Annotated in this window: 24 protein-coding genes and 1 tRNA gene; 11 read left to right on the forward strand and 14 right to left on the reverse strand. The window is 63.0% G+C overall.

The window, feature by feature from the left end:
* Window positions 1–13: 13 nt before the first annotated feature.
* Window positions 14–1,810, reverse strand: a complete 1,797-nt coding sequence (locus tag IVA80_RS09665; protein ID WP_247428498.1) for an adenylate/guanylate cyclase domain-containing protein — start codon at window positions 1,808–1,810, stop codon at window positions 14–16.
* Between the two features lie 223 nt (window positions 1,811–2,033).
* Here IVA80_RS09665 and IVA80_RS09670 point away from each other — a divergent pair, with 223 nt between their 5' ends.
* Window positions 2,034–2,666, forward strand: coding sequence for a LysE family translocator (locus IVA80_RS09670; RefSeq protein ID WP_247428501.1), 633 nt, complete (start codon window positions 2,034–2,036; stop codon window positions 2,664–2,666).
* A gap of 6 nt (window positions 2,667–2,672) precedes the next feature.
* Here IVA80_RS09670 and IVA80_RS09675 read toward each other — a convergent pair whose 3' ends face one another.
* Window positions 2,673–3,425 carry a sulfite exporter TauE/SafE family protein gene (locus IVA80_RS09675; protein WP_247428505.1) on the reverse strand — a complete coding sequence of 251 codons (753 nt, stop codon included), beginning with the start codon at window positions 3,423–3,425 and terminating at the stop codon, window positions 2,673–2,675.
* A gap of 92 nt (window positions 3,426–3,517) precedes the next feature.
* On the opposite strand from IVA80_RS09675, the gene IVA80_RS09680 reads away from it, so the two are divergent.
* Complete coding sequence (locus IVA80_RS09680; protein WP_247428508.1) at window positions 3,518–4,408, forward strand: LysR substrate-binding domain-containing protein; 891 nt, start codon at window positions 3,518–3,520, stop codon at window positions 4,406–4,408.
* Between the two features lie 371 nt (window positions 4,409–4,779).
* Here the strand turns inward: IVA80_RS09680 and IVA80_RS09685 are convergent, their stop codons facing one another.
* The 3 genes from IVA80_RS09685 to IVA80_RS09695 form a co-directional block, all read right to left on the reverse strand.
* Window positions 4,780–5,745 carry a tripartite tricarboxylate transporter substrate binding protein gene (locus IVA80_RS09685; protein WP_247428510.1) on the reverse strand — a complete coding sequence of 322 codons (966 nt, stop codon included), beginning with the start codon at window positions 5,743–5,745 and terminating at the stop codon, window positions 4,780–4,782.
* Window positions 5,746–5,763: 18 nt separating this feature from the next.
* The gene (hisN, locus tag IVA80_RS09690; RefSeq protein WP_247428512.1) at window positions 5,764–6,546 is read right to left on the reverse strand and encodes a histidinol-phosphatase; all 783 of its coding nucleotides are present in this window, start codon (window positions 6,544–6,546) and stop codon (window positions 5,764–5,766) included.
* Between the two features lie 523 nt (window positions 6,547–7,069).
* Complete coding sequence (locus IVA80_RS09695) at window positions 7,070–7,960, reverse strand: N-formylglutamate amidohydrolase (protein WP_247428514.1); 891 nt, start codon at window positions 7,958–7,960, stop codon at window positions 7,070–7,072.
* A gap of 347 nt (window positions 7,961–8,307) precedes the next feature.
* On the opposite strand from IVA80_RS09695, the gene IVA80_RS09700 reads away from it, so the two are divergent.
* The 6 genes from IVA80_RS09700 to IVA80_RS09725 all read left to right on the forward strand — a co-directional run bounded on the left by IVA80_RS09700 (window position 8,308) and on the right by IVA80_RS09725 (window position 10,632).
* Entirely contained in the window at window positions 8,308–8,667 is a 360-nt protein-coding gene (locus tag IVA80_RS09700; protein ID WP_007597092.1) for a response regulator, read from the forward strand.
* Between the two features lie 72 nt (window positions 8,668–8,739).
* Window positions 8,740–8,814 (forward strand) — tRNA-Val (locus IVA80_RS09705).
* Between the two features lie 142 nt (window positions 8,815–8,956).
* Entirely contained in the window at window positions 8,957–9,199 is a 243-nt protein-coding gene (locus tag IVA80_RS09710) for a DUF2945 domain-containing protein (protein ID WP_247428516.1), read from the forward strand.
* 16 nt (window positions 9,200–9,215) lie between these two features.
* The gene (locus tag IVA80_RS09715) at window positions 9,216–9,746 is read left to right on the forward strand and encodes a DUF488 domain-containing protein (RefSeq protein WP_247428518.1); all 531 of its coding nucleotides are present in this window, start codon (window positions 9,216–9,218) and stop codon (window positions 9,744–9,746) included.
* A 155-nt stretch (window positions 9,747–9,901) separates the two neighbouring features.
* A complete protein-coding gene (locus IVA80_RS09720; protein ID WP_247428520.1) occupies window positions 9,902–10,375 on the forward strand; it encodes an L-2-amino-thiazoline-4-carboxylic acid hydrolase in 474 nt (157 codons plus the stop codon).
* A gap of 11 nt (window positions 10,376–10,386) precedes the next feature.
* Window positions 10,387–10,632 carry a hypothetical protein gene (locus IVA80_RS09725; protein ID WP_247428522.1) on the forward strand — a complete coding sequence of 82 codons (246 nt, stop codon included), beginning with the start codon at window positions 10,387–10,389 and terminating at the stop codon, window positions 10,630–10,632.
* Between the two features lie 38 nt (window positions 10,633–10,670).
* On the opposite strand, the gene IVA80_RS09730 is transcribed toward IVA80_RS09725, so the two are convergent.
* The 5 genes from IVA80_RS09730 to IVA80_RS09750 are packed head-to-tail and all read right to left on the reverse strand — an operon-like array spanning window position 10,671 to window position 15,331.
* A complete protein-coding gene (locus IVA80_RS09730; RefSeq protein ID WP_247428524.1) occupies window positions 10,671–11,462 on the reverse strand; it encodes a hypothetical protein in 792 nt (263 codons plus the stop codon).
* Window positions 11,463–11,466: 4 nt separating this feature from the next.
* A complete protein-coding gene (locus tag IVA80_RS09735) occupies window positions 11,467–12,294 on the reverse strand; it encodes a carbohydrate ABC transporter permease (protein ID WP_247428526.1) in 828 nt (275 codons plus the stop codon).
* Window positions 12,291–13,187: a sugar ABC transporter permease gene (locus IVA80_RS09740; RefSeq protein WP_247428529.1), complete on the reverse strand. Its 897-nt coding sequence runs from the start codon at window positions 13,185–13,187 to the stop codon at window positions 12,291–12,293. The genes IVA80_RS09735 and IVA80_RS09740 overlap by 4 nt, the downstream gene beginning before the upstream one ends.
* Window positions 13,184–14,536, reverse strand: coding sequence for an extracellular solute-binding protein (locus IVA80_RS09745; RefSeq protein WP_247428532.1), 1,353 nt, complete (start codon window positions 14,534–14,536; stop codon window positions 13,184–13,186). Before IVA80_RS09745 ends, IVA80_RS09740 begins: the two co-directional genes overlap by 4 nt.
* Window positions 14,537–14,566: 30 nt before the next feature.
* Window positions 14,567–15,331, reverse strand: coding sequence for a FadR/GntR family transcriptional regulator (locus tag IVA80_RS09750; RefSeq protein ID WP_247428534.1), 765 nt, complete (start codon window positions 15,329–15,331; stop codon window positions 14,567–14,569).
* A 166-nt stretch (window positions 15,332–15,497) separates the two neighbouring features.
* Here IVA80_RS09750 and IVA80_RS09755 point away from each other — a divergent pair, with 166 nt between their 5' ends.
* The 3 genes from IVA80_RS09755 (at window position 15,498) to IVA80_RS09765 (ending at window position 18,017) form a co-directional block, all read left to right on the forward strand.
* Window positions 15,498–16,925: a sulfatase-like hydrolase/transferase gene (locus IVA80_RS09755; protein ID WP_247428537.1), complete on the forward strand. Its 1,428-nt coding sequence runs from the start codon at window positions 15,498–15,500 to the stop codon at window positions 16,923–16,925.
* An 81-nt stretch (window positions 16,926–17,006) separates the two neighbouring features.
* Window positions 17,007–17,204: a hypothetical protein gene (locus IVA80_RS09760; protein WP_247428539.1), complete on the forward strand. Its 198-nt coding sequence runs from the start codon at window positions 17,007–17,009 to the stop codon at window positions 17,202–17,204.
* 90 nt (window positions 17,205–17,294) lie between these two features.
* Window positions 17,295–18,017 (forward strand): competence protein CoiA family protein, encoded by a 723-nt coding sequence (locus tag IVA80_RS09765; RefSeq protein WP_247428542.1) that lies wholly within the window; start codon window positions 17,295–17,297, stop codon window positions 18,015–18,017.
* A 276-nt stretch (window positions 18,018–18,293) separates the two neighbouring features.
* On the opposite strand, the gene IVA80_RS09770 is transcribed toward IVA80_RS09765, so the two are convergent.
* The 4 genes from IVA80_RS09770 to IVA80_RS09785 form a co-directional block, all read right to left on the reverse strand.
* Window positions 18,294–19,049 (reverse strand): ThuA domain-containing protein, encoded by a 756-nt coding sequence (locus tag IVA80_RS09770; RefSeq protein ID WP_247428544.1) that lies wholly within the window; start codon window positions 19,047–19,049, stop codon window positions 18,294–18,296.
* A 249-nt stretch (window positions 19,050–19,298) separates the two neighbouring features.
* Complete coding sequence (locus IVA80_RS09775; RefSeq protein WP_247428547.1) at window positions 19,299–20,105, reverse strand: LssY C-terminal domain-containing protein; 807 nt, start codon at window positions 20,103–20,105, stop codon at window positions 19,299–19,301.
* A 244-nt stretch (window positions 20,106–20,349) separates the two neighbouring features.
* The gene (locus IVA80_RS09780; RefSeq protein ID WP_247428551.1) at window positions 20,350–21,441 is read right to left on the reverse strand and encodes an enolase C-terminal domain-like protein; all 1,092 of its coding nucleotides are present in this window, start codon (window positions 21,439–21,441) and stop codon (window positions 20,350–20,352) included.
* A 201-nt stretch (window positions 21,442–21,642) separates the two neighbouring features.
* Complete coding sequence (locus IVA80_RS09785; RefSeq protein ID WP_247428554.1) at window positions 21,643–22,866, reverse strand: ABC transporter substrate-binding protein; 1,224 nt, start codon at window positions 22,864–22,866, stop codon at window positions 21,643–21,645.
* Window positions 22,867–23,111: the final 245 nt, after the last annotated feature.

The following is a 23,111-nucleotide window of genomic DNA, read 5'->3' on the forward strand; positions in this document are numbered from 1 at the left end:
GCCCGCGGCCTTGTCAGGACTCGGCGGCGCGTTTGACGTCGCTTTGCACCAGGGTCAGCTTGCCGAGCGGCACGCCCGCATTCAGAAGTCCCTCGCGGTAATGGGCAAGGTCCTCGGATCGCTTCCAGTGGAAATTGCGCAAGTGACGGTCGACATTCAGGGTCGGGTAGTTGCGCATGAGCACGCAGGCGGCCTCGGTCGCCTCGCCGTCCCGCCCCAACTGTGCCAGCGCCGCGGCGCGGATCGCCAGCGCCTGCATGTGGTTCGGGTTGATGTAGAGCTGCTCGCGGGCCCAGGACAGCGTCGCGTCGTATTGCCCCAGCAGATAGTGGCTGAAGGCGTTCAGCGCGGCCCATTGATAGCGCGGGTCGCTGTTGTCGCGCTGCGCGGCCATCGAGAACAGCTCGATCGCCTCGCGGTGCTCGCCGATGACGAAATGGCAGATGCCAAGCACGCCGCGCGCGCCATTGTCGTAGGGGTTGAGCGCGACCGCGCGCTTGGCGGCGTCCATCGCGGCCTCGTAATGTCCCTCCATCGCGTGGGCCCAGGACAGGATCGAGAACGCGAAGGAGGAGCGCGGGTCGAGCCGGACGCTGGTCTCGGCGAGGTTCATCGCCTCGGCCCACATCTCGCGCGTGCCCTTGACCCAGCCGAACTGGATGCTCTGGATCTGGATCGTGGCGAGATAGGCGTGCGCGATCGACAGCTTGGGGTCGAGCCTGATGGCTTCCCGGAACAGGTCGACGGCGGTGGCAAGGTCCTCCTTGGTGTGCCGATAATAGTGCGACAGCCCCTTGAGGAAGCGGTCCCAGGCGGTCACGTCGGTGGAGAGCCGCGCCGGCGCCGAAGCCTCCGCCCGGACGATCTCGGTGGCGATGGCGGCGGACAGGTTGGTGGTGATCTCGTCCTGCATCGCGAAGAGGTCACCGATGTCGCGATCGTAGCGTCCGGTCCAGAGTTGCTCGCCGGTCTCCGGCGCGATCAGCTCGGCGGACACGCGGATCTTGGCTCCGGCACGCCGCACCGAGCCCTGGATCAAATAGGTGGCGTCGATCTCGCGCGCGATCAGGCGAGTGCTGGTGTTCTTGCCCTTGAACGCGAAGGTCGAGTTGCGGCTCAGCACGCGATAGAAGGATTGCAGCGACAGCGCGTGGATCAGATCCTCGGTGAGGCCGTCGGAGAAATATTCGTCCTGGGCGTCGCTGAGATTGGCGAAGGGCAGCACGCCGACGATCGCGGTCCGGTACTGCTGCGAGAGGGTGGACGCCTCCCTCAGAGCGGGCGCGAGCGCCGGTGCACCCTCGTGCGTCCAGGTCCAGACACCGACTGGATCCTTGATGTTCTTGAAGCGGTGGTTGCCGGCATCGACCAGCGGCACGGTCAGGTGCTTGCTCGCCTCCCGATAGGCCTTGGCCGAGATCGCGAAGCCGCCGGGGCTCGCCACGGATTCGAGGCGGACGGCAATGTTGACATCGTCGCCGAAGACCTCGTCCTCGTCGGCGATGACGTCGCCCATGTGGATGCCGAGGCGAAACTGCATGGCGCGTTCCGCAGGCAGGTGGTGGTTGCGCTCCGCCATCAGCGTCTGCATCGCGATCGCGGCCTCGGCGGCGCTGACGATGCTGGGGAACTCGAGCAGGAAGCCGTCGCCGGTGTTTTTGACGACGCGGCCGCCATGATTGAGGATGATGGGATGAATCGCGCTGCGATGGGCCTTGAAGGCGGCATGGGTGCCGGCCTCGTCGCTGCCCATCATGCGCGAATAGCCGGCGACATCGGCGCAGACGATGGCAGCGAGGCGTCTTTCCATATCCTCGGAGCTCCAAGGGAGGGCGGACCGGCCACGGCGTGGCAGTCGCCTCGAATCCCGCATTGCAAGAACCCTGCCTTTATAGAGCAGATGAGGCCGAGCGAAAGTATGATCCGCATTGCAAATTCGAGGCAAATCCTACGCAATCCCGGCGGTGGACTGCGGCGGCCGGACCGACTAAGTGAAATCAAGACCGCCCGGATGGGCGGCGGGGGCACCTTGCATGCTGGGCATTCACGAAATCTGGCTCTTCATCCTGTCCGGCGTGCTGCTCAACATCACGCCGGGGCCGGATAGCGTCTATGTGATCGGCCGCAGCATGCAGATGGGCTGGCGAGGCGGCGCCGCGGCCGCGCTCGGCATCAGTTGCGGCTGCTTTTTCCACGTCGCGGGCGCTGCGATCGGCCTTTCGGCCCTGCTGATGGCCTCATCGACCGCCTTCTCGATCCTGAAGCTGGTCGGCGCGGCCTATCTCGTCGTGGCCGGACTTCAGATGCTGTGGTCGCGTCCGGTGCTGGCGGCGGTCAGGAACGAGGCCGAGCGGAACTCGCTGCGGCGGGTCTTCCTTCAGGGCGTCTTCACCAATGCGCTCAATCCCAAGGTCGCGCTGTTTTTCCTGGCCTTCCTGCCGCAATTCGTCGCAGCCGATTCACCGCACAAGCCGCTCGCCTTCCTGACGCTCGGACTGATCTTCATCTTTACGGGAACGCTGTGGTGCCTGGTGCTGGCGGCGTTCGCGGCAAAGGCCGCCCACCGCTTGCGGACCTCGGAGGGCGCAATCGCCTGGGTCAACCGCGCCCTCGGCGGCCTCTTCATCTATCTCGGCATCCGCGTCGCTATGCTGGAGACGCGGTAACTTCCTTCAGGCAAATTCCTTCAGCAGCGCGCTGGCGGCGAGGTAGAGGCCGAGCAGGACCATCGCGATCAGGAACCAGTGGCGAAACGCTTCCGCCGGCATCCGCGCCCGCACCGACTGGCCGATGAACATGCCGGCAAAGGCCATCGCCATGGCGATGGCGCCGGGTACGGCATTGGCCGGCGTGAGCAGGCCGCCTGCGGTCAGATTGAAGGCGAGCGCCAGGGTGGCTGTCGTGAAGAACACGCCGAGCGCCTGCACCAGCTCGTCCTTCTCCATGCCGATCGCCTGCATGAACGGCATCGAGGGGATCACCTGCACGCCGGTCGAGGCCGAGATCACGCCGGTGACCACGCCGACCACGCCGCCGACCCATTTCTCGTTCTGCGGCGCGACGCGGAACTGGAATTTGTTCAGACCGATCACGGCGTAGATGACGAGCAGGGCGCCGAGCACGATCGTGCCGTAGCGCGCATGCGGGCCGGTCAGGGCGCCGGCATTGAGCCAGCATCCGATCACGGTGCCGATCATCAGCGGCCACAGCCGCCTCAGGATGTCGCGCAAATGGGGGCCGACAAAAGTCTGCCAGATGTTGGTGACGATGGCGGGCACGATCACGATGGCGATCGCACGGCTCGGAGCCATGCTCACCGCAAGCAGGCCCATGGAGACGGTCGGCAGGCCGAGCCCGACCACGCCCTTGACGAATCCGGCGATCAGGAAGACGGCGGCGACGACGATGAGGAGCGGGTCGATCATGCCGCGCACATTGACCGAACCCGTGCGCCGGCACAATCTGAAGGATGCGGAGACAGCCTTCGTTCAAGACGAAGGCTGAGGAGAAACCCGCCATGCGCTTCGATCTCGTCGACCTCCAGCTTTTCATCGCGGTCGCCGACCAGCGCAGCATCACCCGCGGCGCCGAGCGATCGCATCTGGCGCTGGCCTCGGCCAGCGCGCGCATCAAGGGACTCGAGGCCGCGCTCGGCGTCGTCCTGCTCAAGCGCGGGCGCCGCGGCGTCGAGTTGACCGCGGCCGGCGAGAGCCTGCTCGATCATGCGAGGGTCGTCATCCACCAGATCGACGCCATGCGCGGCGATCTCGCGGGCTTTGCCAGCGGCGTGCGCGCGAGCGTGCACTTGCTCGCCAACACGTCCGGCCTGTCGGAGCATCTGCCGAAGGCGCTGGCCGGCTTCCTGCGCGAGCACCGCGACGTCGCCATCGACATCGAGGAGCGCGAGAGCACCGACATCGCGGCCGCGATCACCGCGGGCGCGGCCGATCTCGGCTTCGCCGCCGAGCACGCGCTGCCCGACCATATCGAGCGCTTCGCCTTCAGCGAGGATCGCCTGACGCTGGTGACATCGAAGCGCGGTCCATTCGCCGGCCGCCGCCAGATCGACTTCCAGGAGGCGGGGGATTGCGAGTTTGTCGGACTGACCAGCGCCACTGCGCTTCAGATGCATATTTCAAAGCACGCCGCGCGGCTCGGCATGCGCCCACATTTCCGCGCGCGGCTGCGCGATTTCGATGCGATCTGCCAGATGGTCGCCGCCGATGTCGGCGTCGCGCTGGTGCCGGAATCCGCCGCCCGCCGCTGCGCAAAACTGATGCCGCTCGCGATGGTCCGCCTGCGCGATGCGTGGGCCAACCGCCGCCTCGTGATCTGCGCGCGCAGCTTCAAGACGCTGCCGCGGCCGGCCAAGATGCTGGTGGAGCATTTGCGCGCGGCGGCGGTGTAAGGGCCACGCGGGCGGTCGGCTCACCCTCCCGTTTGCGGGCAGGGGAATCGCATTTGGCAGCTGAGAGCTTGCCGGCGTGCTCGGCCTGCATGGTTCGAGACGCCCGCTTTGGCGGGCTCCTCACCATGGAGAGGGTCCGATATCTTGCCGCGAAACGCGACCTCATCCTGAGGGCCCGCCGTAGGCGGGCGTCTCGAAGGATGGCCGAAAGCGAGCTTCCCGCCTGTTTTTCTTCATATGCGATAGCCCTGCGCTTGCGGGGGAGGGTCGGGGAGTGGATCGTAGGCGAGACCGCCCCAGAGGATAAAGCCCTCACCCGGCGCTCTTGCGAGCGCCGACCTCTCCCGCAAGCGGGAGAGGTGAACAAGCAGCTACTTCGCCGTCTCTACCCCGGCATCCTTGATCACTTTCGCCCATTTCGCGGTCTCATCCGCGATAAACGAGCGAAAATGCTCCGGCTCATCGCCGATCAGCGTCGCGCCCTGGGCGGCGAGCTTTTCCTTCACCGCCGGATCCGCCATGGCTTTGGTCGCCAGAGCATGTAGCGCGGTGACGATCTCCTTCGGCGTGCCCTTGGGCGCGACCATGCCGTACCAGTTCTCGATGTGCAGGGCGGCAAAGCCCGCTTCCGCGGTGGTCGGAACATCAGGCGCGGTCGGTGCGCGCGCGGCTGAGCCGACCGCGATCGGCCGCAGGGCGCCGGCCTTGATCTGCGGCAGCAGCACCGGAAGATCCAGGAACGTCATCTGCACCTGCTGGCCGAGCAGATCGTTCACGGCGGGCGCAGCGCCGCGATAGGGCACATGCACGATGTCGATCTTGGCCGTCAGCTTGAACAATTCGCCGGCGAGATGCGGCAGGCTGCCGGGGCCGGAGGATGCGAAATTGAGTTTTCCCGGTTGCGCCCTGGCGAGCGCGATCAATTCGGCCATGTCTTTCGCTGGTACGTCATTCGCGACCACGAGCATTTCCGGCACGGTCGCAACCAGTGTCACCGGCGTGAGATCATTGAGCGTGTCGTAGGCCACCCTCTCCATGCTCGGGCTGATCGCGAGCGCACCGGCGCTGGAGATCGCGATGGTGTAACCGTCAGGCGCGGCCTTCGAGACCGCGTCGGTACCGAGCACGCCGCCCTGGCCGCCGCGATTGTCGATCAGCACCGGCTGTCCCGACAACTCGGACATGCGCTGGCCGATCACCCGCGCGATGATGTCGTTGGGCCCGCCGGCCGGGAACGGCACGATCAGCTTGATCGGCTTGGCCGGGAAATTCTGCGCGGAGGCGAGCGCGGGAAACAGAAGCAGGGCCGCGAGGACGAGCTTGCGCCAGTTTTTCATCCAGGCTTCCTCTGTCGCCTATCCGTTGAGCAGTTTCAGCGCTTCTTCGTGAATGCGGGGATCGCCGGCCGCGATGATGCGGCCGCCGCCCTGGGCCGGCTTGCCTTCCCAGGTGGTGACGACGCCACCGGCGCCGGTCACGATCGGGATCAGGGCTGCGATATCGTAAGGCTTCAGCTCGGTCTCGACTACGAGATCGACGTGACCGGCCGCCAGCATGCAATAGGAATAGCAGTCGCCGCCATAGCGCGACAGCCGCGCGCCCTTTTCGATGCGGCCGAAAATGGCGCGGTCGCGCTCGTTCATCAGTAGCGGGCTGGTGGTGTAGGTCGTCGCTTCCGAGAGCGAGGCGCAGCGGCGGACCTGGAGTCGGCGCTCGCCGGAGGGGCCTTTATAGTTGGCCGAACCATTGTCGCCGGAAAAACGCTCGCCGATGAAGGGCTGGTGCATCATGCCGAACACCGGCGCGCCCTTGTGCAGCAGCCCGATCAGCGTGCCCCAGATCGGAAAGCCGCCGATGAAGGATTTGGTGCCGTCGATGGGGTCGAGCACCCAGACATAATCGGCGTCCTCGCGCTCATTGCCGAATTCCTCGCCGACGATGCCGTGCTGGGGGAAGCTGGCCTTGATCAGCCGCCGCATCACCGCCTCCGCGGCGCGATCGGCTTCGGTGACGGGATCGAAATCCTTGGTCTTGCTCTTGTCGTCGATCGACAGCGAGGTGCGGAAGAACGGAAGGATGGTTTCGCCGGAGGCGGTGGCGAGCCGTCCGATGAAGGCGGAGAAGTCGATCACCGTCACGGCATCTCCTCAAAGCGAAAGTTAGGTTGAAACTCGCATCTGCCTATCTCAATTCGCCTGTGACGTGCAGCGCTGTCTTGATTTGCGGCCTGGTATTTTGGATGCCGCGCCTGTCTGTCTCAGATGAGCCATAGGCTGGCCAAATATCGATCACAGAGTTGAAACCTTGGTTCCGAACATGCCTCGTGCGTATGCAAATGACTATCAACCCATTGAATTTCCTTATCAAAGAAACTGAATCTGGGTTTCGCTAGGAGCAACTGAGCCATGTGTGTTTTGCATGGGAAAGCGCTCAAAAGCTCTTGCACTTTGTGCGTCGCGGTCGCATATTGTTGCGGTGCGGTAGCGCTTTGCGTTACCGCTGCCCTCCTTGGGCGTTTCCTCCCTAGACTTGGGCCGCTTGTTCATAACAAGCGGCCCTTTTTTCTTGTCGCCTCTGTTTTCGTTTTGGCGCGCGTTGGGACGCGACGCGAAAACGCACTCGCGCCACCCGCGACCTGTCCTGCGAAAAAGAAAGTCGCGCCTATTCCGCCGCGGCCTGGAACGGGCCGAGATCGCCGAACGGGATTGTTGTCGCCAGCACGTCGGCGAGCACCGCGAAGTCGGAGGCGACCTGCGCAAAGCGCGGACTGCGCTCGCGCCGCCGCTCGTCCATGTAGATAGCACGATTCAGTTCGAGCTGCACCGCGTGCAGGCCGCTCGCGGGGTTGCCGTAGTGCTCGGTGATGAAGCCGCCGGCATAGGGCTTGTTGCGGCCGATCGAATAGCCGAGTCCCGTCATGGTCTCCTCGACCCTGTCCGGAAGGAGCGGTGTGCAGCTCGTGCCATAGCGGTCGCCGATCACGACGTCCGGCCGCCGCGGTTCGTCGCGGGAGACGCCGACCGAGGGCATCGAGTGGCAGTCCACCAGCACCACGGTGCCGAACATCTGGTGCACCTTGTTGATCAGCCTGCGCAGCGCGCGATGATAGGGCTTGTAGAGCGTCTCGATCCGCGCCAGCGCATCGTCGACCAGGATGCGGTCGCGGTAGATCTCCTGGCCGTCGCCGACCACGCGCGGGATGGTGCCGAGGCCGCCCGCGACCCGCATCGAGCGGGTGTTGGCAAAGCTCGGCAGCCGCCCGGTGAACATGCGCGGATCGAGCTCGTAGGGCTCGCGATTGACGTCGACATAGGAGCGGGGAAAGTTGACCCGCACGGTTGGAAAGCCGCGCGCGCTCAAGTGGCCGATCAGCTCGTCCATGAAGGAATCTTCGGACCGCCGCAGCGTCGGCAGGTCGATCCGCGAGGCGCTGAGGAATTGGTCCGGATAGGTCGAACCGGAATGGGGCGAGTTGAAGATGATAGGCGCGCGCCATTGCGCGGGCTCCACGATCTCGAAGGCTGGCGACACCTCGCCGTCAAACCGGGTCATCTTCTCGGGCTTCGTCCCTTCACGCCGCAAGGTTTGGCGCCTCACGATCCGGCATGGGCTCGGATCGAATGATTCGGCCGGTGGAGCGGCTCTTATGTGTCGTCATTGTCCGGAATCGCAACCATTCTGCCAAGCGAAAAGATGTGATCGGTGCTGGAACATGTCTTAACCCTGCGGGCAGGGAAGCGGGGATCGCAGCGCGCGGCTCGATTGCTTCGTGACGCATTCCGGTTCACAAGGGACCGGCAGCGCAGCCAGCCCAGGGTAAAGATTTTCACCCCAAATTTACCCTCTGTCGGGCTTAGTGACCTCTGCTGATATCCTCTGGGGATGCGACGTTTCCTGCCATGCCAAAAATCCTGCTCGCCGAAGACGACAACGACATGCGCCGTTTCCTGGTCAAGGCGCTGGAAAACGCCGGTTTTCAGGTCTCGTCCCATGACAACGGCATGGCCGCCTATCAACGGCTCCGCGAAGAGCCATTCGAGATGCTGCTGACCGACATCGTGATGCCGGAGATGGACGGCATCGAGCTCGCCCGCCGGGCCTCGGAACTCGACCCCGACATCAAGATCATGTTCATCACGGGCTTTGCCGCGGTCGCCCTGAACTCGGATTCGGATGCGCCCAAGAATGCCAAGGTGCTGTCCAAGCCCGTGCACCTGCGCGAATTGGTCAGCGAAGTGAACAAGATGCTGGCGGCCTAAATCGGCCTGTTCCGTCCTTGCGCCGGCTCCTTTGAGCCGTTATAGGGACCCCACCCGATCTAGACGACTCTAGGGCACGTAGCTCAGCGGGAGAGCACTACCTTGACATGGTAGGGGTCACAGGTTCGATCCCTGTCGTGCCCACCATCCTTCGCTCGCGGTAGCCGAGAGAAGGATGCCGCACCGAAACCCAACGGGCGCAGGCGGGCTGTTACCGCGAGATTGCGGCGGCCAGACCCCCCGATACGATATATTGGAACAGCCCGGCTTTATTTGGCATTGATGCGCCATGCCCAAAAGCGCCGGAAAACGGTTTGCTGTCGGCGATCACGTGAGCTGGAATTCCGAGGCCGGCCGTGTGCGCGGCCATATCCTGCGCGTGCACACAGGGGACGTCGATTACAAGGGCTACGTCCACCACGCCACGCCGGACGACCCGCAATACGAGATCAGGAGCGACAAGACCGATCATGTCGCCCTTCACAAGGGCAAGGCATTGCGATTGCTGCGGGGCCGAGTGGCACAAAAGTGAGCAGACAAGGCATCCCATGGCTCATCCCTTCTTCACGATCGGCCACGCCACGCGTTTGATCGAGGAATTCGTCGAATTGTTGCAGGGCAGCTCCGTTACCTTTGTGGCCGACGTTCGTACCGTGCCCCGCTCGCGTACCAATCCGCAGTATAATCGCGAGACACTGCCGCAATTGCTCGCGCCTGCTGCGATCGGCTACGAGCACATCGCCTCGCTCGGCGGCCTGCGCAGCCGCAAGCGCGAGGTGCCGCGTGAGACCAACGCCTTCTGGCAGAACGGCAGCTTTCACAACTACGCCGACCACGCCACGAGCGCGGCCTTTCACGACGGTCTCGCTCACTTGCGCGAACTTGGACAGACGCAGCGCTGCGCCATCATGTGCGCGGAAACCTTGTGGTGGCGATGCCACCGGCGGATCATCACGGATTATCTGCTCGCCGCCGGCGAGACGGTGTTTCATATTCTCGGACCCGGGCACGTCAAAGAGGCCGAAATGAATCCTGCGGCGCGGGCTGTTGCTGGTGGCCGCCTGGCCTATCCGGCGTAAAGTTAGCCAATCGCCGCTAGCGCAGTTATGCTTGCCGCAGTCCGTAGAGCGGATGGAGCGAAGCGCAATCCGGAATGAATCCCCTCGGCTGCTGTCGCGGATTGCGCTGCGCTCCATCCGGGCTACGCTCCTCGATCTGAGACGTGAGCCCGCCCATGAGCGTTTCCGTCATTGAGCAAGCAAAAATCCAGGCGCAGGTGCTGGTGCCGCTGGTCAAGGCGCTCCAGGCCGAGCTTGGCGAGGCGCGTGCGAATACGCTGGTGCGCAAAACGCTCGGCGATCTCTATCGCGGCTTCGGCGAGGAATTCTGGAAAGCGAAGAACGAGAGCAATCTCGGCAAGGCCGTCTCGTCGGCGTTCAGGACCTATGCCCGCGACGACGCGCTCGCCTATGACGTCATTGCGCAGACCGAGGACGTCTTTGCGTTCGACGTGACGCGGTGCGCCTATGCCGAGTTCTACAAGGCGCTGGGCGAACCGGAGCTCGGCTTTCTCCTGGTCTGCACCGCCGATTTCGCGACTGCGGAAGGGTTCGGCCCCGACATCGAGCTCACGCGCACGCAGACCATCATGCAAGGTGCCGATCATTGCGACTTCCGCTACCGGCGCAATGTGGTGGGATCACGGTGAAGGGAATGCAAATGATGCGGGCGAACTGTCTTGCCATTGCGGTATTGGGGCTGATTGCGTCACGCGCGGACGCAGCGATGATCGACTGGCAGGCCGAACTCCAGCGCTGCCGTGCGCTACGCGAGAATGTGGCGCCGCTGCTTCAGGCCGGCGAGGGGATATCCGCTGTCGGTCGCTCCAATAGATCCGTCCGGCGCTGCATCTGGATCCAGCGCATGGCGGTGCGCAAGAAGATCCCCGGCGCTGAACCGTGGTAGCAGTGGTCTCCGGCGCCCGCGATCAGGCGGCGACGAACCTATATCCCGCCCCGCCAGAACGCCGTTTGCAGCGGAAGCTGGTGCCGGATCATCGCGACGCCGTCGATGACCTTCAGGCCGCGCGCGGCGCAGGCCTCCATGAATCCGGTGCGCCGGGCCGCGATGATGTCGAACACCGCACAATCCTGCGGCAGCCTGGCCGGATCCATCGGCAGCGCGTCGGTCGCATGCAGGCCGAGCGAGGTGGCATTCACGCAGAGTCCAGCGTCGTCGAAACGCGCCTCCAGGTCGATATCGAGGTCCGGGAATTGCCCGCGCAGCTTTGCCGCGAGCGCCTCGACCGGGCCGGGCACTTCGTTGAGGATCCGCAACCGCTTCAATCCGCCCGCGGCCAGCGCGTGGCAGATCGCACGGCCGGCGCCGCCCGCGCCGATCACGACCGTGCAGCGCTCGGGGTCAAAAATGCCGGCCTCGCGCGCGGTATTCAGGAATCCGCCGCCGTCGAAGGATTCGCCGACGAGCTTGCCGCCGGATTCGATCCGGATGGTGTTGACCACGCCTTCGAACTTTGCGGCAGGTCCGACCTCGTCGCAGAGCTCGAACGCGGCCGGTTTGTGCGGCATGGTCAGATTGAAGCCGGCGGTGCTTGGCGATTTTGCCAGCGCGCGGATCGTCCCGGCGAGATCGTCCGGGTGCACGTCCATCGGCACCATGTGCCAGTCGAGGCCCTGCTCTTCGAAATAGGGCGTGTAGTATCTGGGGGCACCGACATGGCCGGCGGGATGGGCGAAGATGAAGACGGTGCGCGAGGCGCCGGTCGGAAGCTTCATGGCGTTAGCCCTTGACCGCGCCGGCCGTGAGTCCGGAGACGAGATAGCGCCGCACCGCCAGCGAGAAGATCAGCACCGGCGCCATCACCAGCGAGCCGCCGGCGGCGATCTTGCCCCATTCCCAGCCCTCGTAGTTCATGAAATTGACGACGGCGACCGGTGCGGTGCGCGCGTTGGTGCGGGTCAGGATCAGCGCGAAGAAGAAGTCGTTCCAGGCATAGAGAAAGCAAAGGATCGCGGTCGCGGCGATCCCCGGCGTCACCATCGGCAGGACGATCTTGGTGAACACCGTGCGCGTCCGCGCGCCGTCGACGAGGGCCGCTTCCTCCAGCGAGACCGGGATGGTGTCGAAGAACGGCTGCATCATCCAGATCACCAGCGGCAGGTTGAAGCTGGTGTAGACCAGCACCAGGCCGGTGATGGTGTCGAGCAGGCCGATCCAGCGGTAGAACAGGAAGAAGGGAATCGTGAAGGCGATCGGCGGCGCCATGCGCGTCACCAGGATCGCGAAACTCAGCGCATGCTTGCCGCGCCCGGCCCAGCGCGACAACGCATAGGCTGCGGGCACACCGAGCAGCAGCGCAAACGCGGTCGAGAACGAGGCGCTGAGCAGGCTGTTGACGAAGGAGGCCGAGAACGCGCTGTGCCAGAGCGAAATGTAGTTCTCCAGCGTCGGCGTGAAGATCAGGGGCGGCGGGAATTGCAGGATCTGATCGTTGGACTTGAAGCTCATCTGCAACAGCCAGAGGAACGGCGAGAGCAGGACGAGCAGCGTCACCGAGATCGCGACCAGCCGTCCAGGTGTCGCACTGCGCGCGGAAGGTTCGCTCATGACATCGACTCCCGGCGCCGGCCCATCCAGACCAGGCCAAGGCTGATGCCGCAGACCAGCAGCAGCATCACCACCGTCACCGCGCTGGAATAGCCGATCTCGTTGGTGTCGAAGGCGAGCAGATACGCATAGTAGTTCGTGACTTCAGTGACCGTGCCCGGCCCGCCGCCGGTCAAGAGGAAGATCAGCGGAAACGCCTTCACGCTGTCGATCAGGCGGAACATGCCGGAGATGACCAGGATCGGCATGATGAAGGGCAGGGTGACATACCAGAAGATCTGAAGCGTGCTGGCGCCGTCGACGAGGGCGGCTTCCGAATATTCGTCCGGAATGGTCTGCAGCGCCGCCAGCACCATCAGGAAGGTGAAGGGCAGCCACTCCCAGGTATCGGCGATGATGATCGCGGTCAGCGCGAAATCGACGCTCGAGGTCAGCGCCGGCATGGTGACGTGCAGGGCTTGCGCTGCGTAATAGAGCGGGCTGATGTCGGGCGTGTAGATCAGCTTCCAGATTACCGCAACCACGATCGGCGGCAGCACCATCGGGATCAGGAAGAAGGTGCGGGCGAATTCGACGAAGCGCGACGGCACGTTCAGGAGCAGCGCCAGCGCCATGCCGATCAGCACCTGGAACAGCACGCCCCAGAACGACAGTTTTGCCTGCACGAGGAGCGAATTGACGAAACGGGGATCGCCGGGCAACAGGTCGTAATTGCGCAACGGCGCGCTGAAATCGGTGGCCGAGCCCGGCGTCGTCAGCTGGAACGGCGTCAGGCTGGTCATGACGAGATAGATCGCCGGCAGCACGGCGATCGCAAACAGCACGATCAGGCTCGGCGTGAGCGCGAAGGCGATGAAGCTGCGCCGCTCTTGTTCGATTCCACCCTGGCTCAAAGCTGGGTCCCGGACCTGCGCAGTGCCGCGATGGCCTGGTCCTGCGCCGCGTTCATCGCGTCCTTCGCCGGCAGCTGGCCGGTTGCGACCTGCTCGAACGCCTTGTTGAGGACGTCGCCGACGATCGGGAACTCCTTCACGGTGCGATAGGCCATGTAGTTCTCACGCTTGGCTGGCAGCTCCAGCACTTCGAGATAGAGCGCGCCGAGATCCTGCCCGTTCACCGTGTTGAGCTTGCGATAGGCCTCGCTGGTGATGATCGAACGCCGGCATACCGAGGAATGGCCGTGCTCCTTGACGAGCCGCATCGAGATGTCGGGCGAGAGCGCCCACTTGATGAATTCCCACGCCGCCTTCTTGTTCTTGGCGTTCTTGGGAATGCCGAGGCCCTGGCTGTTCGAGGCCGGATAGTCGTGCACCGGGCCGGCGGGCGAGCGCACCACGCGCGAGGTTTCCTTCACCTTGCTCTCGTCGGAGAGCAGAATCGGCGTCACCCAGGAGCTGGAATGGATGAAGATGTTGGAGCGTCCTGTCAGCAGCGACTGCCGCGCCTGGTCCTCGGTGTAGGTGAGCACGCCCTTCGGCGCGCTCTTCAGCAGGTTGGCGTAGAACTCGATGCCCTGAATGGTCTCCGGCGTGTTCAGCGCCGGCATGATGTCGCCGGGCGGCTTGCGGAAGATGTTGCCGCCAAAGCCCTGGATGTAGGGCGGCAAATTCCAGTGATGCAGCTGGAACGAGGTGATGCCGCTGGCGCCGTCGGTGCCGTTGATCTCGGCGCAGACCTGCTGCAACTCGGCGAAGGTCTTGGGGATTTTCAGCCCCTTCTTCTCCATCAGGTCCATGCGCGACAGACCCATCAGCATCGCGCCGCCTTCCCAGGAATAGCCGTAGGTCGCTCCCTTGGCGTCGCGATAGGGCACCTGCGCGCCCTCAACGAAATCCCCGGGATTCCACTCGGCCGGCGTCAGGTTTGGATCGCCCGTGAACTCGTCGAGATTGGCGAGCAGGCCGGCGGCGACCCAGCGCGCCGCGAGGATGAAGGTGACGTTGACGAAGTCGTAGGCCGAGCCGCCCGAGGACAGCTCGAGATTGGCCTGCTGGTTGTAGACCGGGAAGGCCGAGAGCTGGAGGTCGACCTTCATGCCGGTTCTCTCCTCGAACTCGGGAATGTATTTCTGCAGCAGCGTGAAGAAACGGTGCTGGAACGAGGCGCCGTGCAGCGTGACGCCTGCAAAGGGCTTGGTCTGCGCGATCAGCGGCGCAGGAAATGCGGCGAGTGCGGCGCCGGCGGCGGTCGCTTTCAGCAGTTTACGGCGGGTGAGCGAACTCGCGCGCGGTGCGTTCTTCATATTGTCCTCCCTCGATATTGTTTGCCGGTTTCAACGCGCCCGTCTGGTGCGGGCATTCTCGTCCTCGGCGTCCTTTTTCTTCTGGCGCGACATGGCCGAGACGATGTTCTGTTCGGTGAGATCCATCAGCTTGTGCATGGCCTGGCGCGCACCGTCGGGATTGCGCGCCCAGATCTCGTCCAGCACCGTGCGATGATAGGGCAGGCTCTTGCGCGGTGCGCCCGGATTGGTGCTCGACAAATTGAACGACATCCGCAGCGCGGCTGCGACCGTGGCACCGAACGCGATCAGGAAGTCGTTGCCGGTGGCGATGAGAATGCCGCGGTGAAACTGCAGGTCCGGCTCGGCATAGGCGACGCGGTCCATGCCGGCGGCGTCCATGCCGCGATAGGCCCGCTCGATCCTGGCAAAGTCCTCATCCGTGCCGCGCACAGCACAGATCGCGCAGGCCTCCGGCTCGACGATCCTGCGGACCTCCATGATCTGCTTGGCGAACTCCTGCGTCGGCAATGCCAGCAGCGTCCAGTTCAGCAGCTCCTCGTCGAGCATGTTCCAGTCGAAGCGCGCGCGCACATGCGTGCCGGCCTTCTGCCTCGAGGCGATCAGCCCCTTCGCCTTCAGCAGCGACAGCGATTCACGCATCGACGCGCGGCTGACGCCGAAGCGCGACGCAAGCTCGATCTCCCGTGGCAGGGTCGTGCCCTCGCGCCACACGCCGGTGAGGATCAGCCGCGCCACCTCCCGCGCGACGTGACCGCTCGATTGCTGATTGTCTTTGCTCTCGGCCTTTGTCACGGCGATCGGCTCTGCGAGGTTAAATGTCTGATTTATTGCGGGTGCGAAGAGATGGCCGCATGAATCCGGCAGTGCCGGAGGATAATACGACCGCGCGCGGTTTGACAAGAATTATTATGTCAGACATATTTTCTGCGAACTCAACGCCGCGTAGGACAAAGCAACCGTGACAAAACCCCACATCGTCCTGGTCATGACCGACCAGCAACGCTTCGACACGATCGCGGCGACCGGGCATCCCTACATGAAGACGCCGAATCTCGATCGCCTGGTGCGCGAAGGGGTCTATTTCGACAATTGCTTCATCAACGCGCCGAGCTGCGTCCCCTCGCGCGCGGCGCTGTTCTCCGGCCTCTACCCGCATGCCTCGGGCGTGCTGAAGAACGGGCAACACTGGCAGAAGACCTGGGTCAGCAATCTGGCCGAGGCCGGCTATCACTGCGTCAATGTCGGCAAGATGCACACGATCCCTTATGACGCGAAGGCCGGCTTCCACGAACGCTTCGTGGTCGAGAACAAGGATCGCTTCCTGGAGGGACGCTGGTTCGCCGACGAGCTGGACAAGGCCTTTGCGGCGCACAAGCTGACCAAGCCGTCACGCGCCGGCTATCGCAGCCTGCCGGATTACGGCGACCGCATGGGCGCCTTCACCTGGGAGATGCCGAAATCGCTGCATCCGGACATCTTCGTCGCGGAGACCGCGATGTGGTGGGTTCAGACGCGGCCCAAGCCCGACGCGCTGTTCATGCAGATCGGCCTGCCCGGACCGCATCCTCCCTATGATCCGCTGCCGGAATATCTGGAGCATTATCTCGCCCGCAACGACCTTCCGGTGCCGCAACCGACCGACGCCGAGATCGAGGGGCTGCCTGCATATTTGAAGGAGAAACGCCGCCACGACACCGAGGTCGATCACGACGCGGTGTCATGGAAGCTCAAGCCGACGCATGAGGAGATGCGGCGCCTGCGCGCGCATTATTATGCCAACGTCACCATGATCGACGAGCAGATCGGATGCCTGCTGCAAACGCTCGAAGACAAGGGCTATCTCGACAATTGCGTCGTCATCTTCATGTCGGACCATGGCGATAATCTCGGCGAGCACGGTCTCAGCCAGAAATGGTCGATGTACGAGCCCGTCACCCGCATTCCGCTGCTGTTCTGGTCACCCGGGCGTATTTCCGGCGGGCGTCGGATTCGCGAAAAGTGCCAGCTGTTCGATCTCGGCCCGACGATTCTCGATCTCGCCGGCGCACAGCATCCAAAACTGTTCCAGGCCCGCAGCCTGCTTCCGGCGCTGAAGGGCGAAGATTGGAGCGGCCGCGAGTTCGTGTTCAGCGAGCAGGCCGGCGACGTCGCCATGACCGGTGCACGGCTGATCACCATGGTGCGCGATAACAGGTGGAAGGTCGTGTTCATCCACGGCGCCGAGGACGGGCAGCTGTTCGATCTCGAGACCGATCCGCTCGAACAGCGCAATCTCTGGGGCATGCCCGAGCATGCCGGAATCATCAGCCGCCTCAAGGACGCCTTCATCGACTGGCGCCAGAACAGCCTGCTTGAGACGATGGATCTGAACGCGGCGGCGCGATAGGACGTACACCTCCAAAAGCTGCAAACGTCAGCTTCCGGTAGGTCACCGGAAATCCTGTAATCGATCGGATTGATACTGCTATTGACCATTGCCGACGTGCGAGGCGATCCGGCACAAATGTCTGCAATGATCGTCATCACCATCACTGTTGGCGGCATCATCCCCATCATCGTCGCCGCCATCATCATAATCATCATCACGGCTCGTACCGCGATCACGATCACCACGATAGCTAGAATTATCATCACCACCATCATCACTATCGCGACTGACGAGTGATGATGTTGCATTCACTCAATCATGTTGCCGGCGTGCACGATGTAGATAAGCTCAATCTATTTCTTGGCTTCCCAGATGGAGTCTTTGCAAATGAGATTTGCACTTGCAAGCGGTCAACGTGTTGAAGCCTACCCCGGCGGGAGAGCGAAGTGTCGCCGTTGCAACGGCGAGGTCATTGCCAAATGTGGCACGCACAGAGTCTTCCACTGGGCGCACCGGGGAATGCGGGATTGTGATACGTGGGCCGAAAAGGAAACCGACTGGCACCGCGCGTGGAAAAACAACTTCCCGGCCGAATGCCAAGAGTTTGTCCAGCACGATGAGCAATCCGGCGAAAAGCACATCGCTGATGTTCGTACCCCACCTGGCCTTGTGATTGAGTTTCAGCATTCGCCTCTCGATCCGCTAGAACGGGCTACACGCGAGCGTTTTTACGGAAATGTGGTGTGGGTTGTTGATGGCACCCGCCTAGAACGAGACTATCCACGGTTTGATAGGGGAAAGGGTGATCTCAGGCCCACGAAAATTCAGGGATGCTTCCTCCTCGCATCCCCTGATAAGTGCTTTCCCGCGATGTGGCTTGATAGTTCAGTACCCGTCATTTTTGATTTCCGGGGTGTGGATGAGAGTCAGCCACCGGATGCGCATAGAGACGGGCTTTGGTGCCTACTTCCAGGACGTGCGGGAGGGACTGCTTGGGTTGTTGGAATGTTGCGCGAACAATTTGTAGAGGTGGCACCAAGCCGTCCTCAGTTGCCTGTCGTTCAAGAGATCTTAGCTCTCATGACAGAGATACGCGGCGGAGGCGCTTGAAGCCCGACGGTTTGCTGGAATGCCTGGTGGAAGGGGACCACAGCGGCGATATGCGCGTTTTTGAACTCATCGAATAATGTCGGCTGTTGGCCCATCAGCGAAGTGACGGCGCGCGATTTTTGAGGTCCGCTCAGTGAGGCATGGCGGACCAGATTTGCTCCGCTTGAGTTTTTGGCGTTTGACCCGGAGCGGAAGTCGCAGACGGTCCGAACTTCTGGCACGGACACCAGCCTACGAATCCGGCGGTGGCGCAAATGTGAAGTGCCGCGGCGTGTACTAGGGCGACCTTCGCGTAGACCAGAGGATAGCGTTCGTGAGGATTCGCTGGTAGCGGGCGTCCTGCCAAACTGACGGCTCGTGGCCTAGCGCTGAATAAAATACTCGTCCCTCGCCATAGAATCGGGTCCAGGTGAGAGGCCAGCCATAGAATCGTTGATGTACGCCAGTCTTGCCAAGATCCACCGAGCTTGGGTCGAGGCGCAGGAGCACGCGTGATCCACGATAGTCGAAGTCGCTGATTTGGTAGATCTCGTCCTCGACTTGCAACGAATTCCCGAGAAAAGCCACCAGGGGATCGCCAGCATCAACCACCTCGATCTTCACGGCCTGATGCCAAGGATGACCATTAAAGTAGCCGCCGACCAGATCGAGATAGTCCGGCCAATTGTAGAATGTGTCCGTCGCCGAATGAACGCCGAGGAACCCGCGGCCCGAGCGCACAAAGTTGAGAAGAGCTCTCTTTTGCGCGTCGCTCATCGGAAGTTCTCCGGTTGTGTAGAACATCACCGCTGCGTAGCGCTCGAGGTTTTCGGTAGAAAATTCAGACGTGTCTTCCGTTGCAGTGACTTCAAAGACACCCGAATTGCTACCGAGCTGGGTCAAGATGACCTTGGAAAGCGGTATGACATCATGCCGGTAGCCGGCGGAGTATGTGAAATAGAGGATGCGCTCTGGCGGACGCTCCGCATGCGCGCCGAGTGGTCGGATTGCCGCCGCGCCGCCGAGGAGCGCGATGAACTCACGTCGCCTCACAATCGCCTCCGCCAAAACCAACCAACCATGTTTTGAAGAAGCCTAGCACAGATCAGCCCAGCGCCGGCCCTGGGCATCGCCCTCTGGCGTCCTATGCAACGCGATGGCCCATCAGTGAAGTGGCGAACCGTCTCATTGAGGTCCGCTTCGGGGGTGGCAACGGACTAGTTTTGTCAGGCCGAGTTCTTCGCACTTTGACCGAAAGGCGACATCGGGCTCGTCGAGGGACGCCGTATCGAGCATGGGAACCTAGTGGGTCACCGCATTCCTGACTCCCCGCCAGATTTGATCCTTCAGAGCAATCAGCGGCGGTGGCGGCCGTGTCTCCGGCGGCTCTGCTCGCCTGGCGCCGTCAACGACGAGACTGGCGATGTCGATTTCGCCGTCTGTGTAGTAGCGATCGCCTTCGCCATTTCGGCCGAGCAGTGTCGGGCCCGTTCCGGAAATCTGAAAGAAATTTCTGACCATGTCCGCCTCGCGCAAACCCCGCATCAGCAGATCGCGCTCGGCATCGATATCGGGCGCGATGTGATGAGTTACCTGTCCCGTGTCGTGGCTCAAGCCGACCCCACGGTCAAACGTGACCGAGCCGAGCCATACCGGACGGCCATCGGTTCCTTTTTCAAGGACCAACCACAATCGAACGTGATGTCGCTTGTCGGCGCTCCCGCCGTCGGGTTTCTCAAAGGCAAGCTGTTCTTTTTTTCCCTCATAGTAGAGAGGGCTGACAGGCGCATCGTGGTATGGCCGGTCGAGCACCACGCTGCCGACGATCTCGATACTCGTGCGCAACGTAATTGGGTCGGCCGGAAACCAGTCCGCCGCGTGCATGGCGCGGAGCACATCTTCTTTGCTGCCAACGAGCCCGACATTGAGCGCATCTCCCGGAATGCCGCTGCTCGTGCGGGTCACCATCGGCAGAGAGGCCAAGCCGGGTTCATGCTCGTGATGGGTCCAGAGGGCAGGAAGCACAACGTAAGCCAGCACGAAATAGATGGCTACCACAGCCGCAAGAACCAGAAGCCATCCTCGTCTGACTGGGAACTGCTTTGTCATATTGCTCTCACGGGATGATATTCGGAGCGCACATTCTGTCCAGCGCTTCGTCTGCGCCAGGCATAATCTGGCTCCGAGCCGCCTGAGTCGGTGGCCTGTTTCATATCCGCTTTCATATCAGCTTAAGATCGCAATATCGCTTTCTGGCCCTTGGCGGACCAACGGTAACGTTGCCTATCGCGCCGGTGTTGGCGGCACGGCAGACCTCAAAGCACGGACCTGGGTCTCGCCTTCAGCCCGTCGATCACGCGACCAAATACCTCTTCACCGCCGCCTCATCCCAAGCAATCCCGTTGCCGGGCTCCTCGCCCGGCAGCGCAAAGCCGTCCTTGATCGTCAACCGTGTCGCCAGCACCGCGTCGGCCCAATCGACATATTCCAGCCAATGCGCGGTCGGCGTCACGCACAGCAAATGCGCGCTGACCTCCGAGAACAGATGCGTCGACATCTCGATGCCGGCGGCATGCGCCAAGGATGCGGCGCGCAGCCAGCCGGTGACGCCGCCGATGCGCTGCACGTCAGGCATCACGTAATCGCAGGCTTCCGCAGAAAGCGCGGCCTGCATCGCGAAAGCGCTGTCAAAGTTCTCGCCGATCTGGACCGGCGTGCGCAGCGCGTCCGCAATGCGGGCACAGCCGGCATAGTCGTCATGGCGGATCGGCTCCTCGATCCAGGTCAGGCCCTCGTCGTCGAGCATCTCGCCGCGGCGAATGGCCTCGGTGACCGTCAGCGCCTGGTTGTAGTCGCACGTCAGCGTCACCTGATCGCCGACGGCTTTGCGCACCGCGCGTACCACGGCGAGATCTTCGCGCGCATCGGGCCGGCCGACGCGGATCTTTGCCGCCTGAAAACCCTCAGCCAGCAGCTTGTGCGCCTCCTCCACCGCGGCGCCCGCCGGCATGATTCCGAGCCCCTTCGAATTGTAGGCCCTGACCGGCTTCGGCGCGCCGCCGAGCAGGCGCGCGAGCGGCAGGCCTCTGCTGCGCGCCAGCGCGTCCCATGCCGCCATGTCGATGCCGGATTGCGCCAGCCGTTGCAAGCCGGCCAGGCCAAGCAGCGTGAAACGCTGGGTCAGCTTGCGCTCGATTTCGAGCGGCAGCAGCTCGTCGCCGCCGAGCAGCTCCGACATTTCCATGACCATCGCCGTCAGCGGCTTCAAGGCCGACGGCGTGATCGAGAACAGATAGGCATGCCCCACCGCGCCCCGATCGGTCTCGCAGTCGATCAGCACCAGCGGCGCCTTGGCGACCGCGCCAGTCGAGGTCTGGAGCGGCAAATTCATCGGCACGATCACGGGACGCGCGACAAAGCGTTTGATGCGAATGGTCTCGGTCATCTAGAGGATCTCCCGGCGAGTGGATGCAGGTCCGGCCGATCTTAAACAATAGTGGTGAAACGAAAAGGCGCTTGCTTCGGCCAACATGGATTGGCGTTGAATAAGCTCTGAGCGGACTTATGTCGACCGGCGGTGATGAAATCCGGCGACGCGCGCGGGCTCGAAGGTGCGCTGGCCTTGCTCAAGCCGACGTGAGGCGGCTCATCGCGCCGTGCCTTCGCTGAAGGCGGTTTCGATCACCTCGCCGAAGGGTTGCCAGGAACGGCCGTCGAACTGGACAAGCCGCATCTGCTTGATCGGCAGGTAGCTGTTCGGCGAGGTATTCATCCTTATGTTGGGCAAGGCAACGGAGGGCTGATGGTCCCTGAGCGAGGCCGCCTGACGCATGATGTTCTCTCGCGACAGGTCGTCACCGCATTGCTTCAGCACCTGCGTCAGCGCCTCGGCCGCGGCGTAGCCATAGACCGCGGCGCTGTTGTTGGTGCTTTCGACGTGATGATATTTGTCCATAAAGGCGAACCAGTCCTTCATGGCAGGATCGTCCTTCCATGCGGGATCGCTCGGATCCTTCAGAAAAGCAGCCGAGATCACGCCGGCGGAATTCTCGAGGCCCGCGGGCGCCATTGCATTGGCGATTGAGGCGGAGGCATCGTTCACGATGATGACCGGCCGCCATTTGAGTGACGCCGCCAGCTCGATCACCTTGGACGCAGTCGACGGCACGCCGAGAAAGACGAAAATGTCGGCGCCGGCGCGCTTGAGGATCGAAACGTGTCCTTCGAGATGCTCATCGGCGATGTCGAAGGCGATGTCGACAAGGACAAGACGATTCAGATCGCCAAGTCCTTCCTGGATGCCCCGATAGAGCATGCGCCCGAACTGGTCGTTCTGCCAGAGCACGACGATCTTCTTCCGCGGATAATAGGCCTGGATATAATTGGCGTAGATGCGCCCCTCCGACCGGAACGACGGCTGCCAGCCCATGGTCCAGGGAAACGCCTTGGCCTGGCTCAGCTCCTCGTCGCCGGAGGCGACGAAAAGCTGCGGGATTTTCTTTTCGTTCAGGTACCAGCGCGTGGCGAGATTGCCGGGCGTGCCGAACGAGCCGAACATCAGGTGCACGTCGTCCTTCTCGACCAGATTGCGCGTCAGCTCCAGCGCGGTCGCCGGATCGGAATTGTGGTCGCGCGTGATGAAGCGGATCTTGCGACCGTTGACGCCGCCGCGCGCGTTGACCATGTCGAAATAGGCGGCCTCCGCCTGGCCGATGGCGCCGAATTCCGAGAGCGGACCCGAATACGGCATGACATTGCCGATGCGGATTTCGTTGTCGCTCGCCGATTGCTCGGCACGTTGCTGCGACATTGCGCCGAGCGACGCGAGTGCGATCATCAAAACGAACAGCAGTCTGCCAGCGACGCGCATGTTCGACACCCCGATATTGGTCCGTCAGAGAGGGTTGCCTCGACCTGCACCAAGGCTGGTTGATCTAGGTCAAGCGTTTGTCAATCCTGTGGCTCGACGGCTGCTTTCGACGTTACGTCCTGCCAGACGAAACGGCAGGTGGGCTGACGCGCTCTCAATCCGCAGAGTGTACCGTGTGGCACGCTTCTCCCTAGCCCTCCGTGGGCAGGGGAGGGGGATAGCCCAGCAAAGGGTGAGAGTTGGTC

The organism is Bradyrhizobium sp. 139 (assembly GCF_023074175.1).
Lineage (GTDB): Bacteria > Pseudomonadota > Alphaproteobacteria > Rhizobiales > Xanthobacteraceae > Bradyrhizobium.